The following is a 20,406-nucleotide window of genomic DNA, read 5'->3' on the forward strand; positions in this document are numbered from 1 at the left end:
TCCCGTTTCCATTCAGCCTCAGGCTGTGGCGCCCTGGCGGCGATGCGCCAGGCGTTCGCCAACGATGATCAGCAGGCCGGCCGCAAAGATCAGTCCGGCGCCGGCGAAAACGTTCGTGGCCGGCACGTCGCCCCAGATCAGGAAGCCGAGACCGAAAGCCCAGACGAGCGAGGTATATTCGAACGGTGCGATCACCGAGATCGGTGCGCGACGCATGCCCTCGAAAAAGGCGTACTGCGCAATGCCGGCGATGACGCCGGTAGCAGCCATCAGCGCGACGTCGAAGATCGCCGGCGGCGTCCAGAAGAAACCGACAGCAACCCCGGTCATGCCGATGAAGAAGACGTTGGAGATCGTCATCTGCACCAAGGTCGTTTCATGGAGTGCGGTCTTGCGCAGCATCACGGTGCCGATCGCCCAGAAGACGGCGGCAAGCAGAGCCAAGAACACAGGCAACGACAGCTTCATGCCGGTGCCAAGCACATCGCAGGCGACGAGCACGCCGACGAAGCCGATGAAAACCGCGAACCAGCGGATCGGCGGCACGTCCTCCTTCAGGATCGGCACCGCCAGCAGCGTCACGACGATCGGCGCGGCATAATAGAGCGTCGTCATTTCGGCGAGGCTGAGATCACGCGCCGCATTGAAATAGCAAAGCCAGGCGGCAAGCAGCAAAAGATTGCGCACGAAGAGCGGCTTGAGCACCGGCGACACGATGGCATTGCGCACCAGCTGGCCGCGGCCGATAACGAGGCAAAGCACAAGGATGGTGATGCTGCGGGTAAACAGGATCTGCCAGACCGAGTAGCCGACGACCAGCCATTTGACCGACGCATCCTGCAGCGAAAACAGGAAATAGGAAAACGTCGTCATGACGATGCCTGACAGGACGGTCTTGTTCATGGGAGCCTCGATCACGCCGGCGGGAAGAGAAGCGGCGGAGCCCGTCTGATAGCGCGGCGGCGTCGGGCGCGGAAGGGGCATGCCGGGGTGGCGCTGTGGCGATTTCTTGGGGTGGCCTGCGCCACGATCCGGCACCAGGCTTGATGGAGATCAAGAACCGGCGCTTGCACCGCTGCTAGAAGGCGGCGATAACGACCATGAAACCTGGGTCTCAACGACATGCAGCCGCTCGCCTTCGCCCTTGCCGCCCTCATCCTGCTCGCGACACCCGGTCCGACGAACACGCTGCTCTGGCTTTCCGGCGCATCGGCCGGCTTCCGCCGGTCGCTGCCGCTTTTGACCGGCGAGCTCGGCGGCTATCTTGCGGTGATCATTCCCGCCGTCGCGCTGCTCGCCCCGTTCCTCGCCGCCCATCCAAACCTCGGCTTGGCGCTGAGGCTCATTGCCGCCTGCTGGGTGCTCTATCTCGCCTATGCGCTCTGGACGACCGATGCCGAACGCAGCGAAGGCGTTGTCATCTCCACCCGACAAGTCTTCGTCACGACGCTGCTCAATCCGAAAGCCCTGATCGTCGCCCTGGTGCTGTTGCCGCAGACGGGATTGGCAGCCGTCTGGCCCTGGATCGCCGGCTTTTCGCTGCTGGTCGTCGCTGCCGGGTCGACCTGGATCGGGGCCGGCGCCCTGCTGGTGCAGATCTCCAAGGGCCTGTCGGCCTCGCACCTGCCGCGCCGGATCGCCGCCATCTGCCTCACGCTCTTTTCTGTTGGCATCGCCGGCAGCGCGATTGCCGCCATGCACTAGAAAAACCCCGGAGGGCCAGCACGTGCCCTCCGGGATATCGATCGCCAGAAGCGGCCAAACGTTGCGCCTCAAGCGGCAACCGCCTCGCCGAGTTCCTTCGCCAAGGCGCCCATCAACTCTTCCCAGCCTCCGCGCCGGTACTCGAGCTTGTCGAGCCCGTCGAGGAAGGCCACCTGTTCGGTAAAGACGAGGCGCGTGCCGGTGCCCGCGGGCTGGATATCGACCGTGGCGACGGAGGCGGAAATCCGCCTGTCGTTCTGCGTCATCGTATAGGCAAAGATGATCCGGCGGTTCTCGACGATATCCAGATAGACGGTGTCGTCGTAATAGGTCGTCCCGTCGTCTACGCTGAAGCGACCGCTTTCGCGGCCGCCGACGCGGAAGTCGTGGGTGATCTGCGCCCCGGCTTCGACGTTGACGAACCAGCGCTCCTTTGCGGCCGGTTCCGAGAACGCCCTGAACACCTCAACCGGTGTCGCCTTGAAATTGCGCTCAATGGTGAAGCTCGAATGTTCCACGGATCTGTCAGTCATGTCTTGCCTCCTCTGGGTCGGAAACTGATGGTCTATGATTAACTGGTTTCGAATATGAACTGCTATTATATTGAAATCAGTTGAACGTTAGCGTCAGTGATGCGATAATGCAAGCGGTTTTAAAGAGGTGCCAATGAAGGACGACATGCGCTCGGGTTGCCCGATCAATCTTTCGCTCGAAGTGTTCGGCGACAAATGGAGCCTGCTGATCATTCGCGACATGATCTTCGGCGGCAAACGGCACTTCCGGGAGCTGCTGCGATCGCAGGAGGGCATCTCGTCGAACATCCTGGCGGATCGGCTGAAGATGCTGGTCGAACAGGGCATGCTGACGAAGCGTGACGACCCCACGCACAAGCAGAAGGCGATCTACAGCCTGACGGAAATGACGATTGCGCTGGTGCCGATCATGGCCCAGCTTGGCGCCTGGGGGCGACGCTACCTGCCGGTCAGCGAAGAACTCAGCATTCGTGCCGAACTCATGGAGAACGGCGGCCCGGCGCTCTGGGACCGCTTCATGGACGAGTTGCGGCACGACCATCTGGGGACGCCGCTCGACGGTCCGCCCAGGGTGCGCGCAACGCTGCAGGCCGCCTATGAAGAGGTGGTCGCAAGGAAAGCGCGCGAAGAGGCGACGGCCTGACGCTCCCCCATCATCCGCTCAAAGGCCGATCGCCGAGAGCATGACGAAGGTGGCAAACAGCACGAAATGCGTCATGCCCTCAATCGCGTTGGTCTGGCCGTCGTTGAGGTTGATCGCCGCAACGATCAGCGTGATCGTCACCATCACCGTCTGCACCGGCGACATCGCCATCAGGAAGGGCTGGCCAGTATAGAGCGCGATCGCCTCCATCACCGGCACCGTCAGGATGACGGTCGAAAGCGAGGCGCCGAGCGCGATATTGACGACCGCCTGCATGCGGTTGGCGAGTGCGGCGCGCATGGCGGTCATGATCTCCGGCGAGGCGGAAATCGCCGCGACGACGATGGCCGTGACGGCGAGCGGTGCCCCACTCCCCTTCAGGCCAGATGTCAGCAGCGACGACATTACTTCCGCCAGAAAGCCGATCAGCACGATGCCGAGAATAAGGATCATGATCGACGGCAGCACCGGCTGGTCCGGATCGCCTTGTCTCGCACTCCCCTCGCCCTTCGCCTTCGGATAGCTGTAGCTGAAGAAGTAACTGTGCACGCCCACCTGCATGCGCAGGAACAGGGCATAGAGCGTGATCATCGCGCCGATGGTGAAGGCCGAGTAGAGATGCCATTTGGCCGCCGGCACGAATTCCGGCACGACCATCGAAATCCCCATCGCCGTCAGGATCATCACGCTGTAGGTGCGGGCGGAATCGTCGTTATAGGGCTGTTCGCCGTGCTTCAGGCCCCCAAGCAGGGCTGCGAGGCCCAGGATGCCGTTGATATCGAGCATGACGGCCGCATAGATCGTGTCGCGCACCAGCGTCGGAGACGTCTCGCTCGTCATCATGATCGCCAGCACGACGACTTCGACGAGCACCGCCGAGAGCGTCAGGATCATCGTGCCATAGGGATCGCCGACCTTCGACGCCAACACCTCGGCGTGATGCGATACCCGTAGCGACGCAAGTACGATCGCGACCACCAGGCCGCCGGCACCGAGAAGCGTTGCGAGGCGCCCCATCTCAAGCAGGTGATCTTCGAGCGCAAGTCCGGCGACCGCGGCAAGCATGGCGACGATCAGCAGGCGTTCCGCTTTCATGCGCACCAACAAAACGCCCTCCACCGAAAGCCTGCCTGCCCATCACCGGAACTATAGGGGCGACGCCCCGCAAAGCAAATGACGGGACGAGGACTATTTTCCTCCCGATTCTTTACCGCCCTGCAGCGTTTCGGTAGTGTGGCCGGGAACCAAAGCAGCAAGTGGCCGCCTGCCCGGCCTGGATCTCTCGTCATGTTGTCTCACGGCACGATCTGGCACGCTATCGACACCCTGGCCGAGCGCCATCAGCTCTCGCCTTCCGGTCTCGCGCGCCGTGCCGGCCTCGACCCGACTTCCTTCAACAAGTCCAAGCGTCGCTCCGCCGACGGGCGGGAGCGTTGGCCCTCGACGGAATCGATCGCCAAGGTGCTGGAGGCGACCGGCGCCACCATGGACCAGTTCACAAGTCTGCTGCAGCCGGACGGGGCCACAGCGCCTTCAGAACCTGTGGCCGCTGCCACGATCCCGCTGATTGGCTTTGCCCAGGCGGGTGCCGGCGGCTACTTCGACGACGGCGGCTTTCCCGCCGGTCAGGGCTGGGACGTCATCGATTTTCCCACGGATGCGGAAAAGCGCAGCGGCACCTATGCACTCGGGGTACAGGGAGACAGCATGCTACCGCTCTACCGCGACGGCGACATCCTGATCGTCGACCCCGGCGCGCCGATCCGGCGTGGCGATCGCGTCGTGGTGAAGACGCAGGAGGGCGAGGTCATGGCAAAGGTGCTCACGCGCCAGACGCCGCGGGTGATCGAACTTCTGTCGCTCAATCCCGAGCATCCGAACCGCAGCTTCGAGACCAGCCAGATCGAATGGATCGCCCGAATTATCTGGGCCAGCCAATAGGACGTCCTTCCTGATGCGGCAGCATTTCTACACCCTTGCCGGCGGCATCGCCGCAATCGCCCTTTTCACCGGCATCCTCTATGCGGGCGCCGTCGCCATCCGCGACCGCGAGACCGCCGCCACGCCGGAACTCGTTCTCGAAACGCCCGACATGACCGATTTCGAGGCGGCGCCGGATCAGGCCGACGACGAGGTCCCGCTCGACCCCGGCGCGCCATCCGGCGGCGCAGCGACGACGGGCGAACAACCGCAGGGCACCCCCACGACCGAGAATGCGGCGCGCGCTATCGAGCCGCAGCAGTTCGGCCTGCCCGACACCGTCACCAGCGCGCCGCTCGAGCGGGTGGAACCGCGCGCGCCGCTGTCGGAGCCGAAGAAGGAAGCGAAGGCCGCCGGGCCGACCGTGCTCTATCGGCCGGTCGCCGTCGCCGCCGGCGTGATACAGTTCGACAAGCTGACGCTGCAGATCGACGGCATCGAGCCGGAGCAGGCGGAGCGGACCTGCGAAAGCGGCGGCAAGAGCTGGCCCTGCGGCATCGTCGCACGAACCGCCTTCCGAAACTTCCTGCGTGCACGTGCGGTCAGCTGCGATCTGCCCGAAGCAGGTCCCGGCCCTTCGGCCACCGCCTCCTGCACGCTTGGCGGGCAGGATCTTGCCACCTGGCTCGTCGACAATGGCTGGGCGACACCGGTCGCGGGCTCCTCCCTCGAAAAACGCGCCGACGCGGCACGCCAGGCAAAGCTTGGTTTTTACGGTGACGATCCGCGCGACCTCAGCCACACGCCGATGACCTTCGACGATCCGACCCTCGGCCTCGGAGTGGACGCCTCGCAACCGGACTTGTAAACAGCCGCGACAATTCCCAGCTCTCGACCGTCTGCCGAAAGCAACAGACGGCCCAACTCTTTGAAACGACGCAACTCCGGATCAGGAACTACCCTCTCCCTGGAATTGCCCTACCGCCGGAAAGCCCCATGCTGCCAAGCCTCAGCCACCACGAAGCTCTCGTCTATGTCATGGTGATGATGTCGGCGGTCGACCGCGAGATGAGCGACGACGAGTTTGCCCGCATCGGCCGGCTGGTCCAGTTCCTGCCCGTGTTCGACGGCTTCGACGAGGATAGCCTCGTCCATATCGGCCATGAATGTTCGGCGCAGCTGGCGGCGCCCGAGGGGCTCGACATCATGCTCGAGATCGTGCGCGAAGCGCTGTCGGAGAAGTTCCACGAGACGGCCTACGCGCTCGCCGTCGAGATCGCGGCCGCCGACCAGCGCATCCGCAACGAAGAAATCCGCCTGCTGCAGCTGCTGCGAGACCGGCTTGGCCTCGACAAACTGACCTGCGCCGCCATCGAGCGCGGCGCGCTCGCCCGCTTCCGCCGATAGGCCAGCCGACGATCGCACCGGGAAGCCCTGAAGCTCAGTAGATGCCGTTCGGGAAGTAGCGCAGGTAGATTTCCTCCAACCGCCCGCTGCGCGACAACGCCAGCAGCGCGTGATCGATCGCCTGGGTCAGTGCCGGCTCCGACTTGCGGTTCATGATCGTCAGGCCCTCGCCGAGGAAGCGCTGCGAGAAGTAGGCGCCATCGACGAGCGCGCAGCAACCGCCCGCAGCGCTGCCAGAGATCCAGAAGGAAAGCTGCATGCCGTCGGAAAACACCGCCGGCACATCGCCCTTCTGCAGCGCTGTCAGCATGGCCTCGCGGTCGGGAAAGACCTTGGCCTCGATCTTCGGGAAGAACGCCTTGAACATCGCCTCATGCGTGGTTCCGCCAACGACACCGACCGGCTTGCCCTTCAGATCCTTCGGCGCGGCCACTGCGCCCGCCGCCTTGGTGTTGACCGCGAACCGCGCCGGGAGCCGCATGAAGGCGCGCGAAAAGCCGAAGCGCTGGCGCAGTTCCGGACCGACGGCGACGCCGGCGGCCACCGCCTCACCCTGCCCCTGTTCCAGCGCCGGCAGCAGCTCCGCATAGGTCACCGCCTGGATCTGGCACTTGGCTTCGATGTCGAGCTCGCGGCAGATCTCGCGCACGAGATCCACATGAAATCCCGAAAGCTTGCCCGACTGGTCGATGAAGTTGAACGGCGGAAAGTCCACCGTCGTCAGGAAACGCAGGCGCGCGAGGCCCGTGAGGTCCGGTTTGGCGATGCGTTCTCGCGCATCGAAAAGAAGCGGCAGGTCCTTGGGCTGGGCCGCAAGCGGCGTTGCGATCAAGGACGCGCAAAAGGCGAACAGGGAGAAAAGCTTCATGGGCAGCGGGCCGGCACGTCTCGTGTGTCAGATGCGGCCCTTAGAACCGCGGATGATTCATCGCGTCCTAGGTTAGCCGTCCACGGCGCAAGTGGCCATAGGCCTTACGCCATCGAGGCAATGATCGGTCACGAAGGAATGGAGCGGGTGATCGGGATCGAACCGACGACATCCAGCTTGGGAAGCTGGCGTTCTACCGCTGAACTACACCCGCGGCGCCTGCGAAATTTCCCGAACCGGGGCGATCTGTCAAGCACCCTTGCGCCGGATCGCACCAGGGTCGCTTCGAAATCCCCTACTCGGCGCGAAAATGCTTCGAGAGCTTCAGGCCCTGCGCCTGGTAGTTGGAGCCGACGCCGAGGCCGTAGAGACCATCCGGGCGTTCCAGCATGTGTTCGTAAATCAGGCGGCCGACGATCTGGCCGTGTTCGAGGATGAACGGCACCTCGTGGCTGCGCACTTCCAGCACCGCACGGCTGCCCGTGCCGCCGGCAGAGGCATGGCCGAAGCCCGGATCGAAGAAACCGGCGTAATGCACGCGGAACTCGCCGACCAGCGGATCGAACGGCGTCATCTCGGCCGCATAAAGCGGCGGCACATGCACGGCCTCGCGCGAGACGAGAATGTAGAACTCATCCGGATCGAGGATCAGTTCGTCGCGGCCGCGGCTGTAGAGCGGCTCCCAGAAATCGAAGATCGCGTGCTGCGCCTTCTTGTCGACGTCGATAACCGCCGTGTGGTGCTTGCCGCGATAGCCGATCAGGCCTTCGGGCCCGGTGCCCTTCAGATCGATCGACAGCGCGATACCGCCGCCGCTGACATTCGGCTTGTCGCTCGCCACCAGCACGTCGCTATCATGCAGCGCCTGCAATTCCTGCTCCGACAGGATCGATTGGCCCATGCGGAAGCGGATCTGCGACAGGCGCGAGCCGCGGCGCACGACGATCGGGAAGGTGCGCGGGCTGATTTCGAGATAAAGCGGACCGCTGTAGCCGGCCGGGATCTTGTCGAATTCCTGGGCGCGGTCGGTGATGACGCGGGTGAAGATGTCGAGGCGGCCGGTCGAGCTCTTCGGGTTGGCCGAGGCCGACATGCCCTTGGGCAGCGCCAGGCTTTCCATCAGCGGCACGATGTAGACGCAGCCGGTCTCCAGCACCGCACCCTCGGTCAGGTCGACCACGTGCAGCTTCAGCCGGTCGAGCTTGTCGGCAACGAGATGAGACGGACCCGGCATGAAGCTTGCGCGGACGCGAAAAGCCTTGGCGCCGAGGCGCAGGTCGAGGCTTGCCGGCTGGATCTGATCGTCATCCAGCGGCTTCTCGCTCTTCAGGCGTCCCGATTCGAACAGCGCGGCGATCGCGCGATCGGCCAAAATCCCAGTGTCGCGGCCCATTGCAGTCCTCTTTTCAGTTGCGAGACAAAACCAAACTCCGGGAATTGACGCAAGCGTACCCTGGCAGTATTGAAGCTTTATCCCGTGGTGATTTGGCCGGTCGGCTTGCAGCCACGTTAAACAAGTAGCTAAAAAGGCCGGGTGTCAAACCGGCCCTTCACGCGGCCGGTTTTTTTGTTTTTGAAAGTGATCGTCACATGAGCAAAAACTGGCGCCCCGCAACGCAACTGGTCCATGGCGGCACGACCCGCTCCCAGCACGGCGAGACCTCCGAAGCGATCTTCCTCACCCAGGGCTTCGTCTACGAGACTTCGGAAGCCGCCGAGGCGCGCTTCAAGGGCGAGACCGAAGGTTTCATCTACGCCCGCTACGGCAGCCCGACCAACGACATGTTCGAGAAGCGCATGTGCATGCTGGAAGGCGCTGAAGACGCACGCGCCACCGCATCGGGCATGGCCGCGGTCACCGCCGCCATCCTCTGCCAGCTGAAGGCCGGCGATCATATCGTCGCTGCCCGCGCGCTCTTCGGCTCCTGCCGTTGGGTGGTCGAGACGCTGGCGCCGAAATACGGCATCGAATGCACGCTCGTCGACGGACGTGATCTCGCCAACTGGGAAAAGGCGATCCAGAAGAACACCAAGGTCTTCTTCCTCGAAAGCCCGACCAACCCGACGCTCGAAGTCATCGACATTGCCGGCGTCGCCAAGCTCGCCAACCAGATCGGGGCCAAGGTCGTCGTCGACAACGTCTTTGCGACGCCGCTCTTCCAGAAGCCGCTGGAACTCGGCGCGCACATCGTCGTCTATTCCGCCACCAAGCACATCGACGGCCAGGGCCGTTGCCTCGGCGGCGTGGTGCTTTCCGACAAGGAATGGATCAACGAGCACCTGCACGACTACTTCCGCCACACCGGCCCGGCGATGTCACCGTTCAACGCCTGGACGCTGCTGAAGGGCATCGAGACGCTGCCGCTGCGCGTGCGTCAGCAGACGGAAACGGCCCGCCGCGTCGCCGACTTCCTGGCGGAACAGCCGCAGGTCGCCAAGGTCATCTATCCCGGCCGCAAGGACCACCCGCAGGCCGACATCATCGCCAAGCAGATGACCGGCGGCTCGACGCTCGTCGCCTTCGAACTGAAGGGCGGCAAGGACGCTGCCTTCGCGCTGCAAAATGCGCTGGAGATCGTGCGCATCTCCAACAACCTCGGCGACAGCAAGAGCCTGATCACTCATCCGGCCACGACCACGCACAAGAACCTGACCGACGAGGCCCGTACGGAGCTCGGCATGTCCGCCGGCACCGTGCGCTTCTCGGCCGGTATCGAGGACAGCGACGATGTGGTGGAAGATTTCGCCCGCGCGCTGAAGGCCGTGAAGGCCTGATTTACGAAGACGCGGCCGCCGTGACCAACGGCGGCCGACGCCCCTTGCCGGTGGTCACGTAAGGACTTTCCGGCGGCCCAGCGCCAAGGCGCCAAGCCGGCTTCACCCGCCCGATCCCGTCAGCACGACCAACCGTCCCATCGTGGGATCGCACAATCTTGCCGTTATTCTTGACGAAACCATCTTGCTGTAGAATACCCTGAAAGACCTGAAGCAAGGTGATGCCCATGTATCGCGCTTTGACCCGCGACATAGAAGTTACGGTGGAGCCGTACTATCTCGAAGAACAGTCGGATCCCGATGACGGCCGCTATGTTTGGGGCTATCGCATCGTCATCTCAAACCACTCGGACGCGACCGTGCGGTTGATGACGCGCTACTGGCACATTACCGATGAGAATGGGCAAGTCGACGAGGTCAGCGGCCCGGGCGTCATCGGCGAGCAGCCGCTGCTCAATCCCGGCGATACCTATGAGTATTCGTCCGGATGCCCGCTGGATACGCCCTCGGGCGTGATGTTCGGTCACTACAGCATGGAATCGGAAGGCGGAGAGACCTTCAACGTGGCCATCCCCGCCTTCTCGCTCGATTCACCCGGGCTCGTGCGCACCCTGAACTGACGCCATCCGGAACAGCCTGTCCTTCACTGACGTCGCTCTAACTCGCGGCCAGTCGACCGGAGGCGCCCGCTACTGCGGGCGCACCTCGCTAGCTTCGAAGCGATAGGTCGTCGAGCAGAACTCGCAGGTCACCTTGACTTCGCCATCGTCGATGGTGCTTTCGAGGTCGTCCGTGCTCAGGTTGGACAACACCGACTGAAGCTTTTCGCGCGAGCAGCTGCAACGGTCATAGACCGCTTGCGGTTCATAGACGCGAACGCCGCGCTCGTGGAACAGGCGATAAAGCAGCCGCTCGGTTCCGACCATCGGATCGGTCAATTCGTCCATGTCGATCGTTTCGACCATCACCTTGGCTTCGGCCCAGAGATCGTCGTCCTCGAACGTGCTTTCGCCGTCATCGCCGTCGCCGCCCGAGAGGTCGGGCTGGCGCATGCGCTCCGGCGCTTCTGGCAGGAACTGCGCGACCATGCCGCCGGCGCGCCACCGATGGCGCGGCTTGCCGTTTTCGTCGCGATCGAGAAGCTCGGCCACGCCAAGGCGCACCTTGGTCGGGATCTGCTCCGACTGCCGGAAATAGACGCCGGCGATTTCTTCCAGCGTCGCTCCGTCGAGCGCAACGATACCCTGGTAACGCTGGGTATGTGCGCCCTGGTCGATGGTGAAGGCGAGCACGCCCTTTCCGAGCAGCTCGTGCGAAAGGGTTCGGCCGTCCTTTTCGGCAGCCGCGAGCGCTTCCTGATCGTAGCGGGCATAGGCGCGCACGCGATCCGGCGTCGAGAAATCGGCGACGACCAGATCGACCGGGCCATCGCCTTGCGTCTGGACGATCAGCTTGCCTTCGAACTTCAGCGAGGTCCCGAGCAGCACGGTGAGCACGACGGTTTCGGCAACCAGACGTGCGACCGGAAGCGGATAGTTGTGGCGCTCGAGGATTGCGTCCAGCATGGGGCCGAGCTGCACGGCGCGGCCGCGCACGTCGAGGCCTTCCACCTGGAAAGGCACGACGTGATCGTCACCGGCAAAGTCGAACTCACCAAGCCCTGGCGTCATGTCAGTCATGTCTTGCTCCTTGCCTTCAGCCACCAAGTTGCACCAGAGATATTGCTATCCCCGCGCAACGTGCTCGCTGTCTCAGTTGATCCCGCGATAAACGGATTGTCCACCAGGTATGTGCCGCCGCCATAGCAACGCACCACCTCGACGGTTGCGCGCTCACTACATTCAGGAGCGCCCGTATGCCGCCTAAATCGTGTCGCACGTGGACAATGTCAAGTGCGGTGCACACGCCCCTATATGGCGCACGCTCGGCGGAGCGCACCGAAGCCTCTTCGCCGCAGTCGCGCGACCGGGAAGCCGGCTCAGACGAGCCCCATGCACCAGGCGATGACCGACTTCTGCGCGTGCAGGCGGTTTTCCGCCTCATCGAAGACCACCGACTGCGGGCCGTCGATCACGTCGTCGGTGACCTCTTCGCCGCGGTGCGCCGGCAGGCAGTGCATGAACAGCGCATCGGAGGCCGCACGCTTCATCAGCGCCTCGTTGACCTGATAGGGCTGGAAGACGTTGTGGCCGCGGGCGCGGTGTTCCTGGTTCATCGAAATCCACGTGTCGGTCACGACGCAATTGGCGTCGGCGACGGCCTGCTCGGCGTCATGACACAAGAGGACCTCGCCGCCATTGTTGCGCGCCCAATTCAGGAACTTGTCCTGCGGCTCGGAGCCGAGCGGCACGGCCATGTTCATACGGTAGCCGAAACGGGCGGAACCTTCGATCAGCGAATGCAGCACGTTGTTGCCGTCACCGGTCCAGGCAATCGTCTTGCCCTTCACCGGACCGCGATGCTCCTCGAAGGTCAGGATATCGGCCATGATCTGGCAGGGGTGCGTATCGTCGGTCAGGCCGTTGATGACGGGGACCGTCGCATGTTCGGCCAGCTCCAGAAGACGGCGGTGGTCGGTGGTGCGGATCATGATGGCGTCGACATAACGCGACAGGACCTTGGCTGTGTCGCCGATCGTCTCGGCGCGGCCGAGCTGCATTTCGGTACCCGACAGAAACAGGGTTTCGCCGCCGAGCTGGCGCATGCCGACATCGAAGGAAACGCGCGTACGGGTGGAGGGCTTTTCGAAGATCATCGCCAGCATCTTGCCGGCGAGCGGCTTCTCGGCGGTTCCGGCCTTGGTCGCCGCCTTTCGGACGCGCGCATCGTCGATGATCGTCCGGAGGTCGGCGGCCGTCATGGCCGAAAGATCGAGAAAATGTCTGGTGCCTGCCATCGTACTCGGTTCCTGTCTGAAAAATCGGTCCCTGGTGCGGCACGCTATCGACGTGCCCGCACGAAGGTCATTCTAACGCCTTAGTCGGCCCTGGGTCGCTACCTTCAGGCCGCGGCGTTGCCGCTTGCCTTGCGAACCGCCTCGGCGGCGCGTTCGATACGCGCCAGGCCCTCGCGGGCCTCCTCGGCCGTGATCGTTAGCGGCGGCAGCAAACGCAGTACGTTTTCGCCGGCCGGCACGGCCAGAAGCTTCTCCGCGCGAATTTCCTTCAGCAGATCGGCCGAAGGGCCCTTCACCTTGATGCCCAGCATCAGACCGTCGCCGCGGATCTCATCGATGACATCAGGGAAACGGTCCTTGAGCGACGCAAGACCCTGACGGAAGACCAGCGCGACATCGCGCACATGCGTGAGGAACCCGTCGGCCAGAACGACGTCGAGCACGGCGTTGCCGACGGCCATGGCCAGCGGGTTGCCGCCATATGTGGAGCCATGCGTGCCCGCCACCATACCAGATGCGGCTTCCTCGGTCGCCAGGCACGCGCCGAACGGGAAGCCGCCGCCGATACCCTTGGCGACCGCCATGATATCCGGACGGATATCGGCCCATTCATAGGCAAACAGCTTGCCGGTGCGGCCGACGCCGGTTTGAACCTCGTCGAGGATCAGGAGCAGGCCGAACTCGTCGCAGAGCGCGCGCAGTTCCTGCATGAACTCCTTGGTCGCCGGGCGGATGCCGCCCTCGCCCTGGATCGGCTCGATCAGGATCGCTGCAGTTTCCTCTGTGATCGCATTCTTCACGGCAGCGATATCGCCGAACGGGACCTGGTAGAAGCCCGGCGCCTTCGGCCCGAAACCTTCGATGTACTTCTGCTGACCGCCGGCGGCGATCGTCGCGATCGTGCGGCCGTGGAAGGCGCCTTCGAAGGTGATGACATGGAACTTCTCCGGGTGACCCTTGGAGAAGTGGTAACGCCGTGCCGTCTTGATGGCGCATTCCAGCGCTTCCGCACCCGAATTGGTGAAGAACACCTTGTCGGCAAAGGTCACCGCGGTCAGCCGGCGACCGAGGCTTTCCTGGCCCGCAATCTCATAGAGGTTGGACAGATGCCAAACCTTGTCGGCCTGCGCCTTCAGCGCGTCGACGAGGTGGGGATGCGCGTGGCCGAGCGAGTTCACGGCAACGCCGGCACCGAAATCGAGATAACGCGTGCCGTCTTCAGCGATCAGCCAGGCGCCCTCTCCTCGCTCGAAACGCAACGGCGCGCGCATGTAGGTATCGTAAAGCGGCGTTGTTGCAGTCATGCGAGGCTCTCCTTCACTCCAGATCGACATCGATCCCGCGCCTCACGCGGGCCGATAAAAATCAAAAATGCCGCCTTTCGGCGGCGCAGGCACTATTCCCATTTCGCGGTGCAATGTCAACAAAACCAAGCCTTGCAGCGCAACATGAAGGGTCGATTCCTGGCAGCAGAAAAATCGTCCGGGAGGGCTTGCAAAAATGCAACGCTGGCCGAGCAAGTTGGGGAAAACTACGAAATCGATTCGGCCTGATTCCCGGGACTCTTGCCACAGAGTCCAGCGGTCAGTACGTTAACATTCAATTACTAGACGCATGCGGCGGACCTAGTCACCAAAAGAGTTATCGCGTTTGCAACCCCGGGGCTCAGCCGGGGTGCGGTGAGGGATTCTGCCATCCCCAACGCTGAGAACGGAGAGTGCAGAAATGAACTGGACTGACGAGCGGGTGGAGAAACTGAAGAAGCTTTGGTCCGAGGGCCTGAGCGCAAGCCAGATCGCGGCACAGCTCGGCGGCGTCAGCCGTAACGCTGTCATCGGCAAGGTTCACCGCCTGAGCCTGCCGGGTCGCGCCAAGGCCGGTGGCAGCACCACGACGGCGGCCCGTCCGAAGCGCCCGACTTCGGCACCGCGCGCGCCGAACTACGCTTCGCGCGTTTCGACCCGCCCGGTTGCACGCGCGGCCGGCGCTGTCGTTCTCAAGGAAGAAATCGAAGTCGATCTCGTTGCCGAGCAGGATTTCAGCACCCGGACCGACGTTGTCGTGCCGATGTCGCGCCGCCTCGAGCTGACCCAGCTCACCGAGCGCACCTGCAAGTGGCCGATCGGCGACCCGCTGAAGGAAGAGTTTCACTTCTGCGGCAACGATTCCCCGGAAGCCTCGCCTTACTGCACCTTCCATGCGCGGCTGGCCTACCAGCCGTCGGGGGAGCGCCGCAGGGCCCGCTAAGAAGCCGGACAGCATCAACAAAAAAAGGGGCCGATCGGCCCCTTTTTTTGTTGGCGACTTTCAGACCGCTCAGCTTTCGAGCGAATAGCCGGCGCCGCGAACGGTGCGGATGACGTCGGGCATGTTCGAGAAGTTCAGAGCCTTACGCAGACGACCGACATGCACGTCGACGGTGCGCTCGTCGACATAGATGTCATGCCCCCAGACGCCATCCAGAAGCTGCGAGCGAGAGAAGACGCGGCCCGGCGAGGACATCAGGAACTCCAGAAGACGGAACTCGGTCGGGCCGAGGCGCACTTCGCGGCTGCGGCGATGAACGCGGTGGGTCTCGCGGTCGAGTTCGATGTCGCCGCAGCGAAGCAGAGTCGAGAGCACCTCGGGCTTTGCCCGGCGCAGCATCGCCTTGACGCGCGCCATCAGCTCCGGCGTCGAGAAGGGCTTGACCACATAGTCGTCGGCGCCGGTCGCCAAACCCCGGACGCGCTCGCTTTCCTCGCCGCGCGCCGTCAGCATGATGATCGGCAGACGTTCGGTCTCCGGACGCTGGCGCAGCCGACGGCAAAGTTCAATGCCGGAAACACCGGGCAGCATCCAGTCGAGGATAAGCAGGTCGGGCAGCCGCTCCTGAAGCCGGATCTCCGCCTCGTCGCCCCTGAGGATCGTGTCGACGTCGAAGCCTTCGGCTTCCAGATTGTAACGCAGCAGAACGCTCAGCGCCTCTTCGTCTTCGACTACGGCGATTTTTGGCAACATCAGGTAACGTCTCCTTACCGCGGGCGGCCTTTGGGCTCATCGGCCCGGCCGGCGCTCAGACACTCTAAATCTGGAGCACATCCGCCGATTTCAAAGGCGGGGCGAAAACCGCGTGCTTCAGATACAGGAACTCGGGGCCGCGACCGAAGCCGCGACCGGATCAGATTTCAAAGGGCATGCATGCTTGCGGCGCGCTTGGCGCTCAGTCGTTGACCGAGCCCAGCGTCGACGTGGTGTCATCCTTCGGACGCTCGCCTTCCGGCTGGGCGCCCGTCGCCATGTAATAGATCGTCTCAGCGATATTGGTCGCATGGTCGCCGATGCGCTCGATGTTCTTGGCGCAGAACAGAAGATGCGTGCAGGGCGTGATGTTGCGCGGATCTTCCATCATGTAGGTCAAGAGCTCGCGGAACAGCGAGGTGTAGATCGCATCGATCTCCTCGTCGCGCTCGCGGATGCTGTTGGCCTTCTCAGGCGAGCGCGAAGCGTAGACGTCGAGCACCTCCTTGAGCTGGACGAGAGCAAGCTCTGCCAGGTGCTCCAGGCCGCGGGCGAGCTTGCGCGGAATGCCGGATCCGGCAACCGCGATCACGCGCTTGGCGGTGTTCTTGCCAAGGTCGCCGACGCGTTCCAGATCGGAGGCGATGCGGATCGACCCCATGATCTCGCGCAGGTCGGCGGCGACCGGCTGGCGCTTGGCGATGGTGACGATCGCCTTCTCGCCGATCTGGCGCTCGGCGTCGTCGAGAACGGTGTCGTCCGAGATCACCTTCTGTGCGAGAGCGAGGTCGGAATTGACCAGCGCGCGAACGGATTCGGCGACCATCTGCTCGGCGAGACCGCCCATCTCCGAGATGCGGCGCGTCAGGTACTTCAGTTCTTCGTCATAGGCGGACATGATATGCATGGACATGATCGTCGATCCTTACGGGCGCTTTGCAGTTACTGTTGCAGCCTTATGCGGCCTCAGCCGAAGCGGCCCATGATGTAATCCTGGGTGCGCTGGTCATCCGGATTGGTGAACATCTTGTCGGTGTCGTTCTCCTCGACGAGATTGCCGAGGTGGAACATGGCGGTGCGCTGCGAAACGCGGGCGGCCTGCTGCATCGAATGGGTCACGATGACGATCGTGAAGTTCGTGCGCAGTTCGTGGATGAGCTCTTCAACCTTGGCCGTCGCGATCGGATCAAGCGCAGAGCAGGGCTCGTCCATCAGGATGACTTCCGGGCTGACGGCGACCGCACGGGCGATGCAGAGGCGCTGCTGCTGACCACCGGAAAGGCCAGTGCCCGGCTCCTGCAGACGATCCTTTACCTCGTTCCACAGACCGGCCTTCTGCAGGCTGGTCTCGACCACTTCGTCAAAATCGGCCTTGGTGCGGGCAAGTCCGTGGATGCGCGGACCGTAGGCGACGTTGTCGTAGATCGACTTCGGGAACGGGTTCGGCTTCTGGAAGACCATGCCGACGCGGGCGCGCAGTTCGACGACGTCGATCGTCGGGTCATAGATGTCGTCCTCGTCGAGCGTGATCTTGCCGGTGACGCGGCAGTTCTCGATCGTGTCGTTCATGCGGTTCAGCGTGCGCAGGAAGGTCGACTTGCCGCAACCCGAAGGACCGATCAGCGCCGTGACGGTGTTCTCGCGGATGTTGAGGTTGACGTCGAAAAGCGCGCGCTTCTCGCCGTAGTAGACCGACACATCCTTGCCGATCATCTTGTAGGGCACGGTGTTCATTTTCTGATCCAGGGCCTTCTCGACTGCTGCTTCTGACATGATGTTCATAGTAATTACCTCACTACCAGCGGCGCTCAAAGCGACGTCGCAACAGAATGGCTCCAAGGTTCATGACGACCAGGAAGATGAGAAGAATGATGATTGCGCCAGAGGTGCGCTCGACGAAGGCGCGTTCCGCCTCGTTGGCCCACATGTAGATCTGCACCGGCAGCGCCGTCGACGGTTCCATCGGCGAACCGGGAAAATCGACAACGAAGGCAACCATGCCGATCAGGAGCAGCGGCGCCGTTTCGCCAAGCGCATGGGCAAGACCGATGATGGTGCCGGTCAGGATACCGGGCATGGCGAGCGGCAGCACGTGGTGGAAGATGGTCTGCATCTTCGACGCACCGAGACCGAGGGCCGCCGAGCGGATCGACGGCGGGACCGCCTTCAACGCCGCACGGGTGGCGATGATGATCGTCGGCAGGGTCATCAACGTCAGCACGAAGCCGCCGACGACGGCTGCCGAGCGCGGCATGCCGGCGAAGTTGATGAAGACGGCAAGGCCCAGGAGACCGTAGACGATCGACGGAACGGCCGCGAGGTTGTTGATGTTGACCTCGATCAGGTCGGTCAGCCGGTTCTTCGGCGCAAACTCCTCGAGGTAGATCGAGGCGGCGACGCCGATCGGAAGCGACAGCACCAGCACGATCAGCATCATGTAGAGCGAGCCGAGGGCAGCGACGCCGACGCCCGCCGCTTCAGGACGGCTGGAGGCGCCGAAGGTGAAGATGCCGGTGTTGAAGCTCTTCTTCAGGATGCCGGCGCTCGCCAGATCGTTCATCCAGGTGACCTGCTGGTCCTTGACCTTGCGCTTGCCCTCATCGACAGAGAGATCGATCTGGCCCTTGAAGGCGGAGTCGATGTTGGCTTCGGCCAGCAGCGTGACAGGAACCGTCTTGCCGATGATCGACGGGTCGGCGACGACCATGTCGCGCAGCAGCGTGCGGGAGCTGGCGGAAACCATGTCGGTCGCCTGCTTGACCTGCGGCCGCTTGGTGGCGTCGATACCAAGCTGCTTGACGAGCGCGTCGCGCACCAGCAGCGGATAGTTGGCGGTCATCAGCACCTTGCCGTCGGTCGCGCGTTCGCCCTTGGGGTCGATGACCTTTTCGGTGAACTCGATCGGCAGCGTGATTGTCGTCTGCTGAAATGCGGTGTAGCCGTTGGAAAATACGGTCCACAGCAGCAATGCCAGAAAGAAGAGACCGGTGCTGATCGCGGCCATGCCGTAGAAGCGGAACCGGCGTTCGGCAGCATAGCGACGCTTGATGCCGATATCGCGCTTGGCGGATGCGGGACGGGCGGAGATCCGGACGGTCGGGGAAGCGATGTCGGTCATTCGTACTGTTCCCGGTATTTGCGCACGATGTAGAGCGCGTAAATGTTGAGGCCGAGCGTGATGACGAAGAGCGTGATGCCCAGCGCGAAGGCCACCAGCGTCTGCGGCGAGGTGAACTCAAGGTCACCCGTCAGCTGGTTGACGATCTTCACCGTCACCGTCGTCATCGGCTCGAACGGATTGATCTGCATGCGGGCCGCGACACCGGCTGCCAGCACCACGATCATGGTCTCGCCGACGGCGCGCGAGGCAGTCAGCAGCAGCGCGCCGACGATGCCCGGAAGAGCGGCGGGAAGGATCACCTTCTTGACCGTTTCCGAGCGGGTGGCGCCAAGGCCGAGCGAGCCGTCACGCAGGGCCCGTGGCACCTGGGTGATGATGTCGTCCGACAGCGACGACACGAATGGGATCAGCATGATGCCCATGACGATGCCGGCCGTCAGCACGCTCTGTGCCTGGATGAAGTTCTGGTAGTTGCCGGTCATGAGACCGTTCATCTGCGCCGAGATATCGCGCAGGAACGGACCAACCGTCACCAGCGCAAAGAAACCGTAGACGATGGTCGGAATGCCGGCGAGCACTTCGAGCAGCGGCTTTGCGGTGGAGCGCAGGCGCGGGCTTGCATATTCCGCCATGTAGATCGCAGCGAAGAGGCCGATCGGCACTGCGAAGAGCATGGCGACGAAGGCGATATAGAGCGTACCGGCGAGGAGCGGGATCAGGCCGAACTGGCCCGAAGCGCCACCGCTGCCGGCAGCCGCAAAGCGCGGATCCCAGACCGTTCCGAAGAAGAACTCGAACGGCGAGACCATGGTGAAGAAGCGGCCGGCTTCCGACAGCATCGAGGCGACGATGCCGACCGTCGTCAGGATGGCGATGGAGGACGCGACGATCAGCGAGCCGAGAATGACCCGCTCGACCTGGTTGCGGGCGCGGAAGCGGGTCGCGACGTTGCGGATGGCGTAGACGCCGCCGGCAATCGCGATCAGCAGAACGGCGACCGTCATCAGCCAGCGGTTGGTCGCGGTCATCGCGTTGAAGTGCTTGGCGACGGTGACCATGTAGGGATCGCCTTCGCCAGCAAGGGCAACACCCTTGGACGCGAGCGTCGCGCGAAGATTGGCGGAGCCGCCCTCAAGGGCTGCGAGCTCTTCGCCGCTCAGGCGCAGAAGGCCACCGGCAACGGATTTGACCTGACCGAGCGCGAGCTGCACGGCGGCAGGGCCCTGGCTCTGGACGGTATCCGGCAAGGCCGCGCGCGTGCTTCCGTCGATATACACGGGAGCGGCGAACAGCCAGGTGCCGAGAACGAGTGCGGCCGGAAGCATCGCCCAGATGGCGACGTAGCTACCATGATAGCCCGGCAGAGAATGAAGGTTGGAGAGCTTGCCGCCGGACTGCGCCAGCGAACGGGCGCGGCCTGCAAAATAAGCAATGAAACCAATAACAATAATGAGCAAAAGAAGGAGCGAAGTACTCATCCGCACGTCTCCCCGGCATCGCCCGTCATGGGTGCCGGCAAATCGAATGAAGGCATGCCCC

Annotated in this window: 21 protein-coding genes, 1 tRNA gene and 1 riboswitch; of the genes, 8 read left to right on the top strand and 14 right to left on the bottom strand. The window is 63.4% G+C overall.

Translation table 11 applies throughout. The annotated features are described in order from the left end of the window. Positions 1-18: 18 nt before the first annotated feature. Positions 19-903 (bottom strand): DMT family transporter, encoded by an 885-nt coding sequence (locus IB267_RS12685; RefSeq protein WP_192447931.1) that lies wholly within the window; start codon positions 901-903, stop codon positions 19-21. Positions 904-1,122: 219 nt separating this feature from the next. On the opposite strand from IB267_RS12685, the gene IB267_RS12690 reads away from it, so the two are divergent. Next, on the top strand, positions 1,123-1,704 hold the full coding sequence (locus IB267_RS12690) for a LysE family translocator (RefSeq protein WP_192447932.1): 582 nt from the start codon (positions 1,123-1,125) through the stop codon (positions 1,702-1,704). 68 nt (positions 1,705-1,772) lie between these two features. On the opposite strand, the gene IB267_RS12695 is transcribed toward IB267_RS12690, so the two are convergent. Further along, entirely contained in the window at positions 1,773-2,237 is a 465-nt protein-coding gene (locus tag IB267_RS12695; protein WP_192447933.1) for an SRPBCC family protein, read from the bottom strand. A gap of 133 nt (positions 2,238-2,370) precedes the next feature. Between IB267_RS12695 and IB267_RS12700 the strand changes: the two genes are divergently transcribed. Further along, positions 2,371-2,880, top strand: a complete 510-nt coding sequence (locus IB267_RS12700; RefSeq protein WP_043622393.1) for a helix-turn-helix domain-containing protein — start codon at positions 2,371-2,373, stop codon at positions 2,878-2,880. A gap of 18 nt (positions 2,881-2,898) precedes the next feature. Here the strand turns inward: IB267_RS12700 and IB267_RS12705 are convergent, their stop codons facing one another. Beyond that, positions 2,899-3,975, bottom strand: a complete 1,077-nt coding sequence (locus tag IB267_RS12705) for a calcium:proton antiporter (RefSeq protein ID WP_192448314.1) — start codon at positions 3,973-3,975, stop codon at positions 2,899-2,901. Positions 3,976-4,167: 192 nt separating this feature from the next. On the opposite strand from IB267_RS12705, the gene IB267_RS12710 reads away from it, so the two are divergent. The 3 genes from IB267_RS12710 (at position 4,168) to IB267_RS12720 (ending at position 6,207) form a co-directional block, all read left to right on the top strand. Continuing rightward, entirely contained in the window at positions 4,168-4,821 is a 654-nt protein-coding gene (locus IB267_RS12710) for a helix-turn-helix transcriptional regulator (protein ID WP_192447934.1), read from the top strand. Between the two features lie 13 nt (positions 4,822-4,834). Beyond that, positions 4,835-5,668, top strand: a complete 834-nt coding sequence (locus tag IB267_RS12715) for a thermonuclease family protein (protein ID WP_192447935.1) — start codon at positions 4,835-4,837, stop codon at positions 5,666-5,668. A 128-nt stretch (positions 5,669-5,796) separates the two neighbouring features. After that, on the top strand, positions 5,797-6,207 hold the full coding sequence (locus IB267_RS12720) for a tellurite resistance TerB family protein (RefSeq protein WP_192447936.1): 411 nt from the start codon (positions 5,797-5,799) through the stop codon (positions 6,205-6,207). 34 nt (positions 6,208-6,241) lie between these two features. Here the strand turns inward: IB267_RS12720 and IB267_RS12725 are convergent, their stop codons facing one another. From IB267_RS12725 to IB267_RS12735, 3 genes are all read right to left on the bottom strand, one after another. Continuing rightward, positions 6,242-7,075 carry a transporter substrate-binding domain-containing protein gene (locus IB267_RS12725; RefSeq protein ID WP_192447937.1) on the bottom strand — a complete coding sequence of 278 codons (834 nt, stop codon included), beginning with the start codon at positions 7,073-7,075 and terminating at the stop codon, positions 6,242-6,244. 139 nt (positions 7,076-7,214) lie between these two features. Further along, positions 7,215-7,289, bottom strand: a tRNA-Gly gene (locus IB267_RS12730). Between the two features lie 81 nt (positions 7,290-7,370). Further along, positions 7,371-8,468 carry a 2'-deoxycytidine 5'-triphosphate deaminase gene (locus IB267_RS12735; protein WP_043622376.1) on the bottom strand — a complete coding sequence of 366 codons (1,098 nt, stop codon included), beginning with the start codon at positions 8,466-8,468 and terminating at the stop codon, positions 7,371-7,373. A 74-nt stretch (positions 8,469-8,542) separates the two neighbouring features. Beyond that, positions 8,543-8,621, top strand: a riboswitch (SAM riboswitch). A gap of 44 nt (positions 8,622-8,665) precedes the next feature. On the opposite strand from IB267_RS12735, the gene IB267_RS12740 reads away from it, so the two are divergent. Beyond that, positions 8,666-9,850 carry an O-succinylhomoserine sulfhydrylase gene (locus IB267_RS12740; RefSeq protein ID WP_043622374.1) on the top strand — a complete coding sequence of 395 codons (1,185 nt, stop codon included), beginning with the start codon at positions 8,666-8,668 and terminating at the stop codon, positions 9,848-9,850. A gap of 227 nt (positions 9,851-10,077) precedes the next feature. After that, positions 10,078-10,470: a Co2+/Mg2+ efflux protein ApaG gene (apaG, locus tag IB267_RS12745; protein ID WP_043622371.1), complete on the top strand. Its 393-nt coding sequence runs from the start codon at positions 10,078-10,080 to the stop codon at positions 10,468-10,470. Positions 10,471-10,539: 69 nt separating this feature from the next. On the opposite strand, the gene IB267_RS12750 is transcribed toward apaG, so the two are convergent. The 3 genes from IB267_RS12750 to IB267_RS12760 form a co-directional block, all read right to left on the bottom strand. After that, complete coding sequence (locus tag IB267_RS12750) at positions 10,540-11,529, bottom strand: Hsp33 family molecular chaperone (protein ID WP_192447938.1); 990 nt, start codon at positions 11,527-11,529, stop codon at positions 10,540-10,542. Between the two features lie 299 nt (positions 11,530-11,828). Then, positions 11,829-12,746, bottom strand: a complete 918-nt coding sequence (argF, locus tag IB267_RS12755; protein WP_043622364.1) for an ornithine carbamoyltransferase — start codon at positions 12,744-12,746, stop codon at positions 11,829-11,831. A gap of 104 nt (positions 12,747-12,850) precedes the next feature. Next, on the bottom strand, positions 12,851-14,050 hold the full coding sequence (locus IB267_RS12760; RefSeq protein ID WP_192447939.1) for an aspartate aminotransferase family protein: 1,200 nt from the start codon (positions 14,048-14,050) through the stop codon (positions 12,851-12,853). A 421-nt stretch (positions 14,051-14,471) separates the two neighbouring features. Between IB267_RS12760 and IB267_RS12765 the strand changes: the two genes are divergently transcribed. Then, positions 14,472-14,993, top strand: coding sequence for a GcrA family cell cycle regulator (locus IB267_RS12765; RefSeq protein ID WP_034797167.1), 522 nt, complete (start codon positions 14,472-14,474; stop codon positions 14,991-14,993). A 69-nt stretch (positions 14,994-15,062) separates the two neighbouring features. Here the strand turns inward: IB267_RS12765 and phoB are convergent, their stop codons facing one another. From phoB to pstC, 5 genes are all read right to left on the bottom strand, one after another. Further along, positions 15,063-15,746 (bottom strand): phosphate regulon transcriptional regulator PhoB, encoded by a 684-nt coding sequence (phoB, locus tag IB267_RS12770; RefSeq protein ID WP_034797168.1) that lies wholly within the window; start codon positions 15,744-15,746, stop codon positions 15,063-15,065. Positions 15,747-15,948: 202 nt separating this feature from the next. Further along, positions 15,949-16,662, bottom strand: coding sequence for a phosphate signaling complex protein PhoU (gene phoU, locus IB267_RS12775; RefSeq protein WP_089043230.1), 714 nt, complete (start codon positions 16,660-16,662; stop codon positions 15,949-15,951). A gap of 50 nt (positions 16,663-16,712) precedes the next feature. Beyond that, entirely contained in the window at positions 16,713-17,528 is an 816-nt protein-coding gene (pstB, locus tag IB267_RS12780) for a phosphate ABC transporter ATP-binding protein PstB (RefSeq protein WP_034797173.1), read from the bottom strand. A 13-nt stretch (positions 17,529-17,541) separates the two neighbouring features. Then, positions 17,542-18,864, bottom strand: coding sequence for a phosphate ABC transporter permease PstA (gene pstA, locus IB267_RS12785; RefSeq protein WP_192447940.1), 1,323 nt, complete (start codon positions 18,862-18,864; stop codon positions 17,542-17,544). Next, positions 18,861-20,345, bottom strand: coding sequence for a phosphate ABC transporter permease subunit PstC (gene pstC, locus IB267_RS12790; RefSeq protein ID WP_192447941.1), 1,485 nt, complete (start codon positions 20,343-20,345; stop codon positions 18,861-18,863). Before pstC ends, pstA begins: the two co-directional genes overlap by 4 nt. Positions 20,346-20,406: the final 61 nt, after the last annotated feature.

The organism is Ensifer sp. ENS09, from assembly GCF_014852425.1.
Classification (GTDB): Bacteria; Pseudomonadota; Alphaproteobacteria; order Rhizobiales; family Rhizobiaceae; genus Ensifer.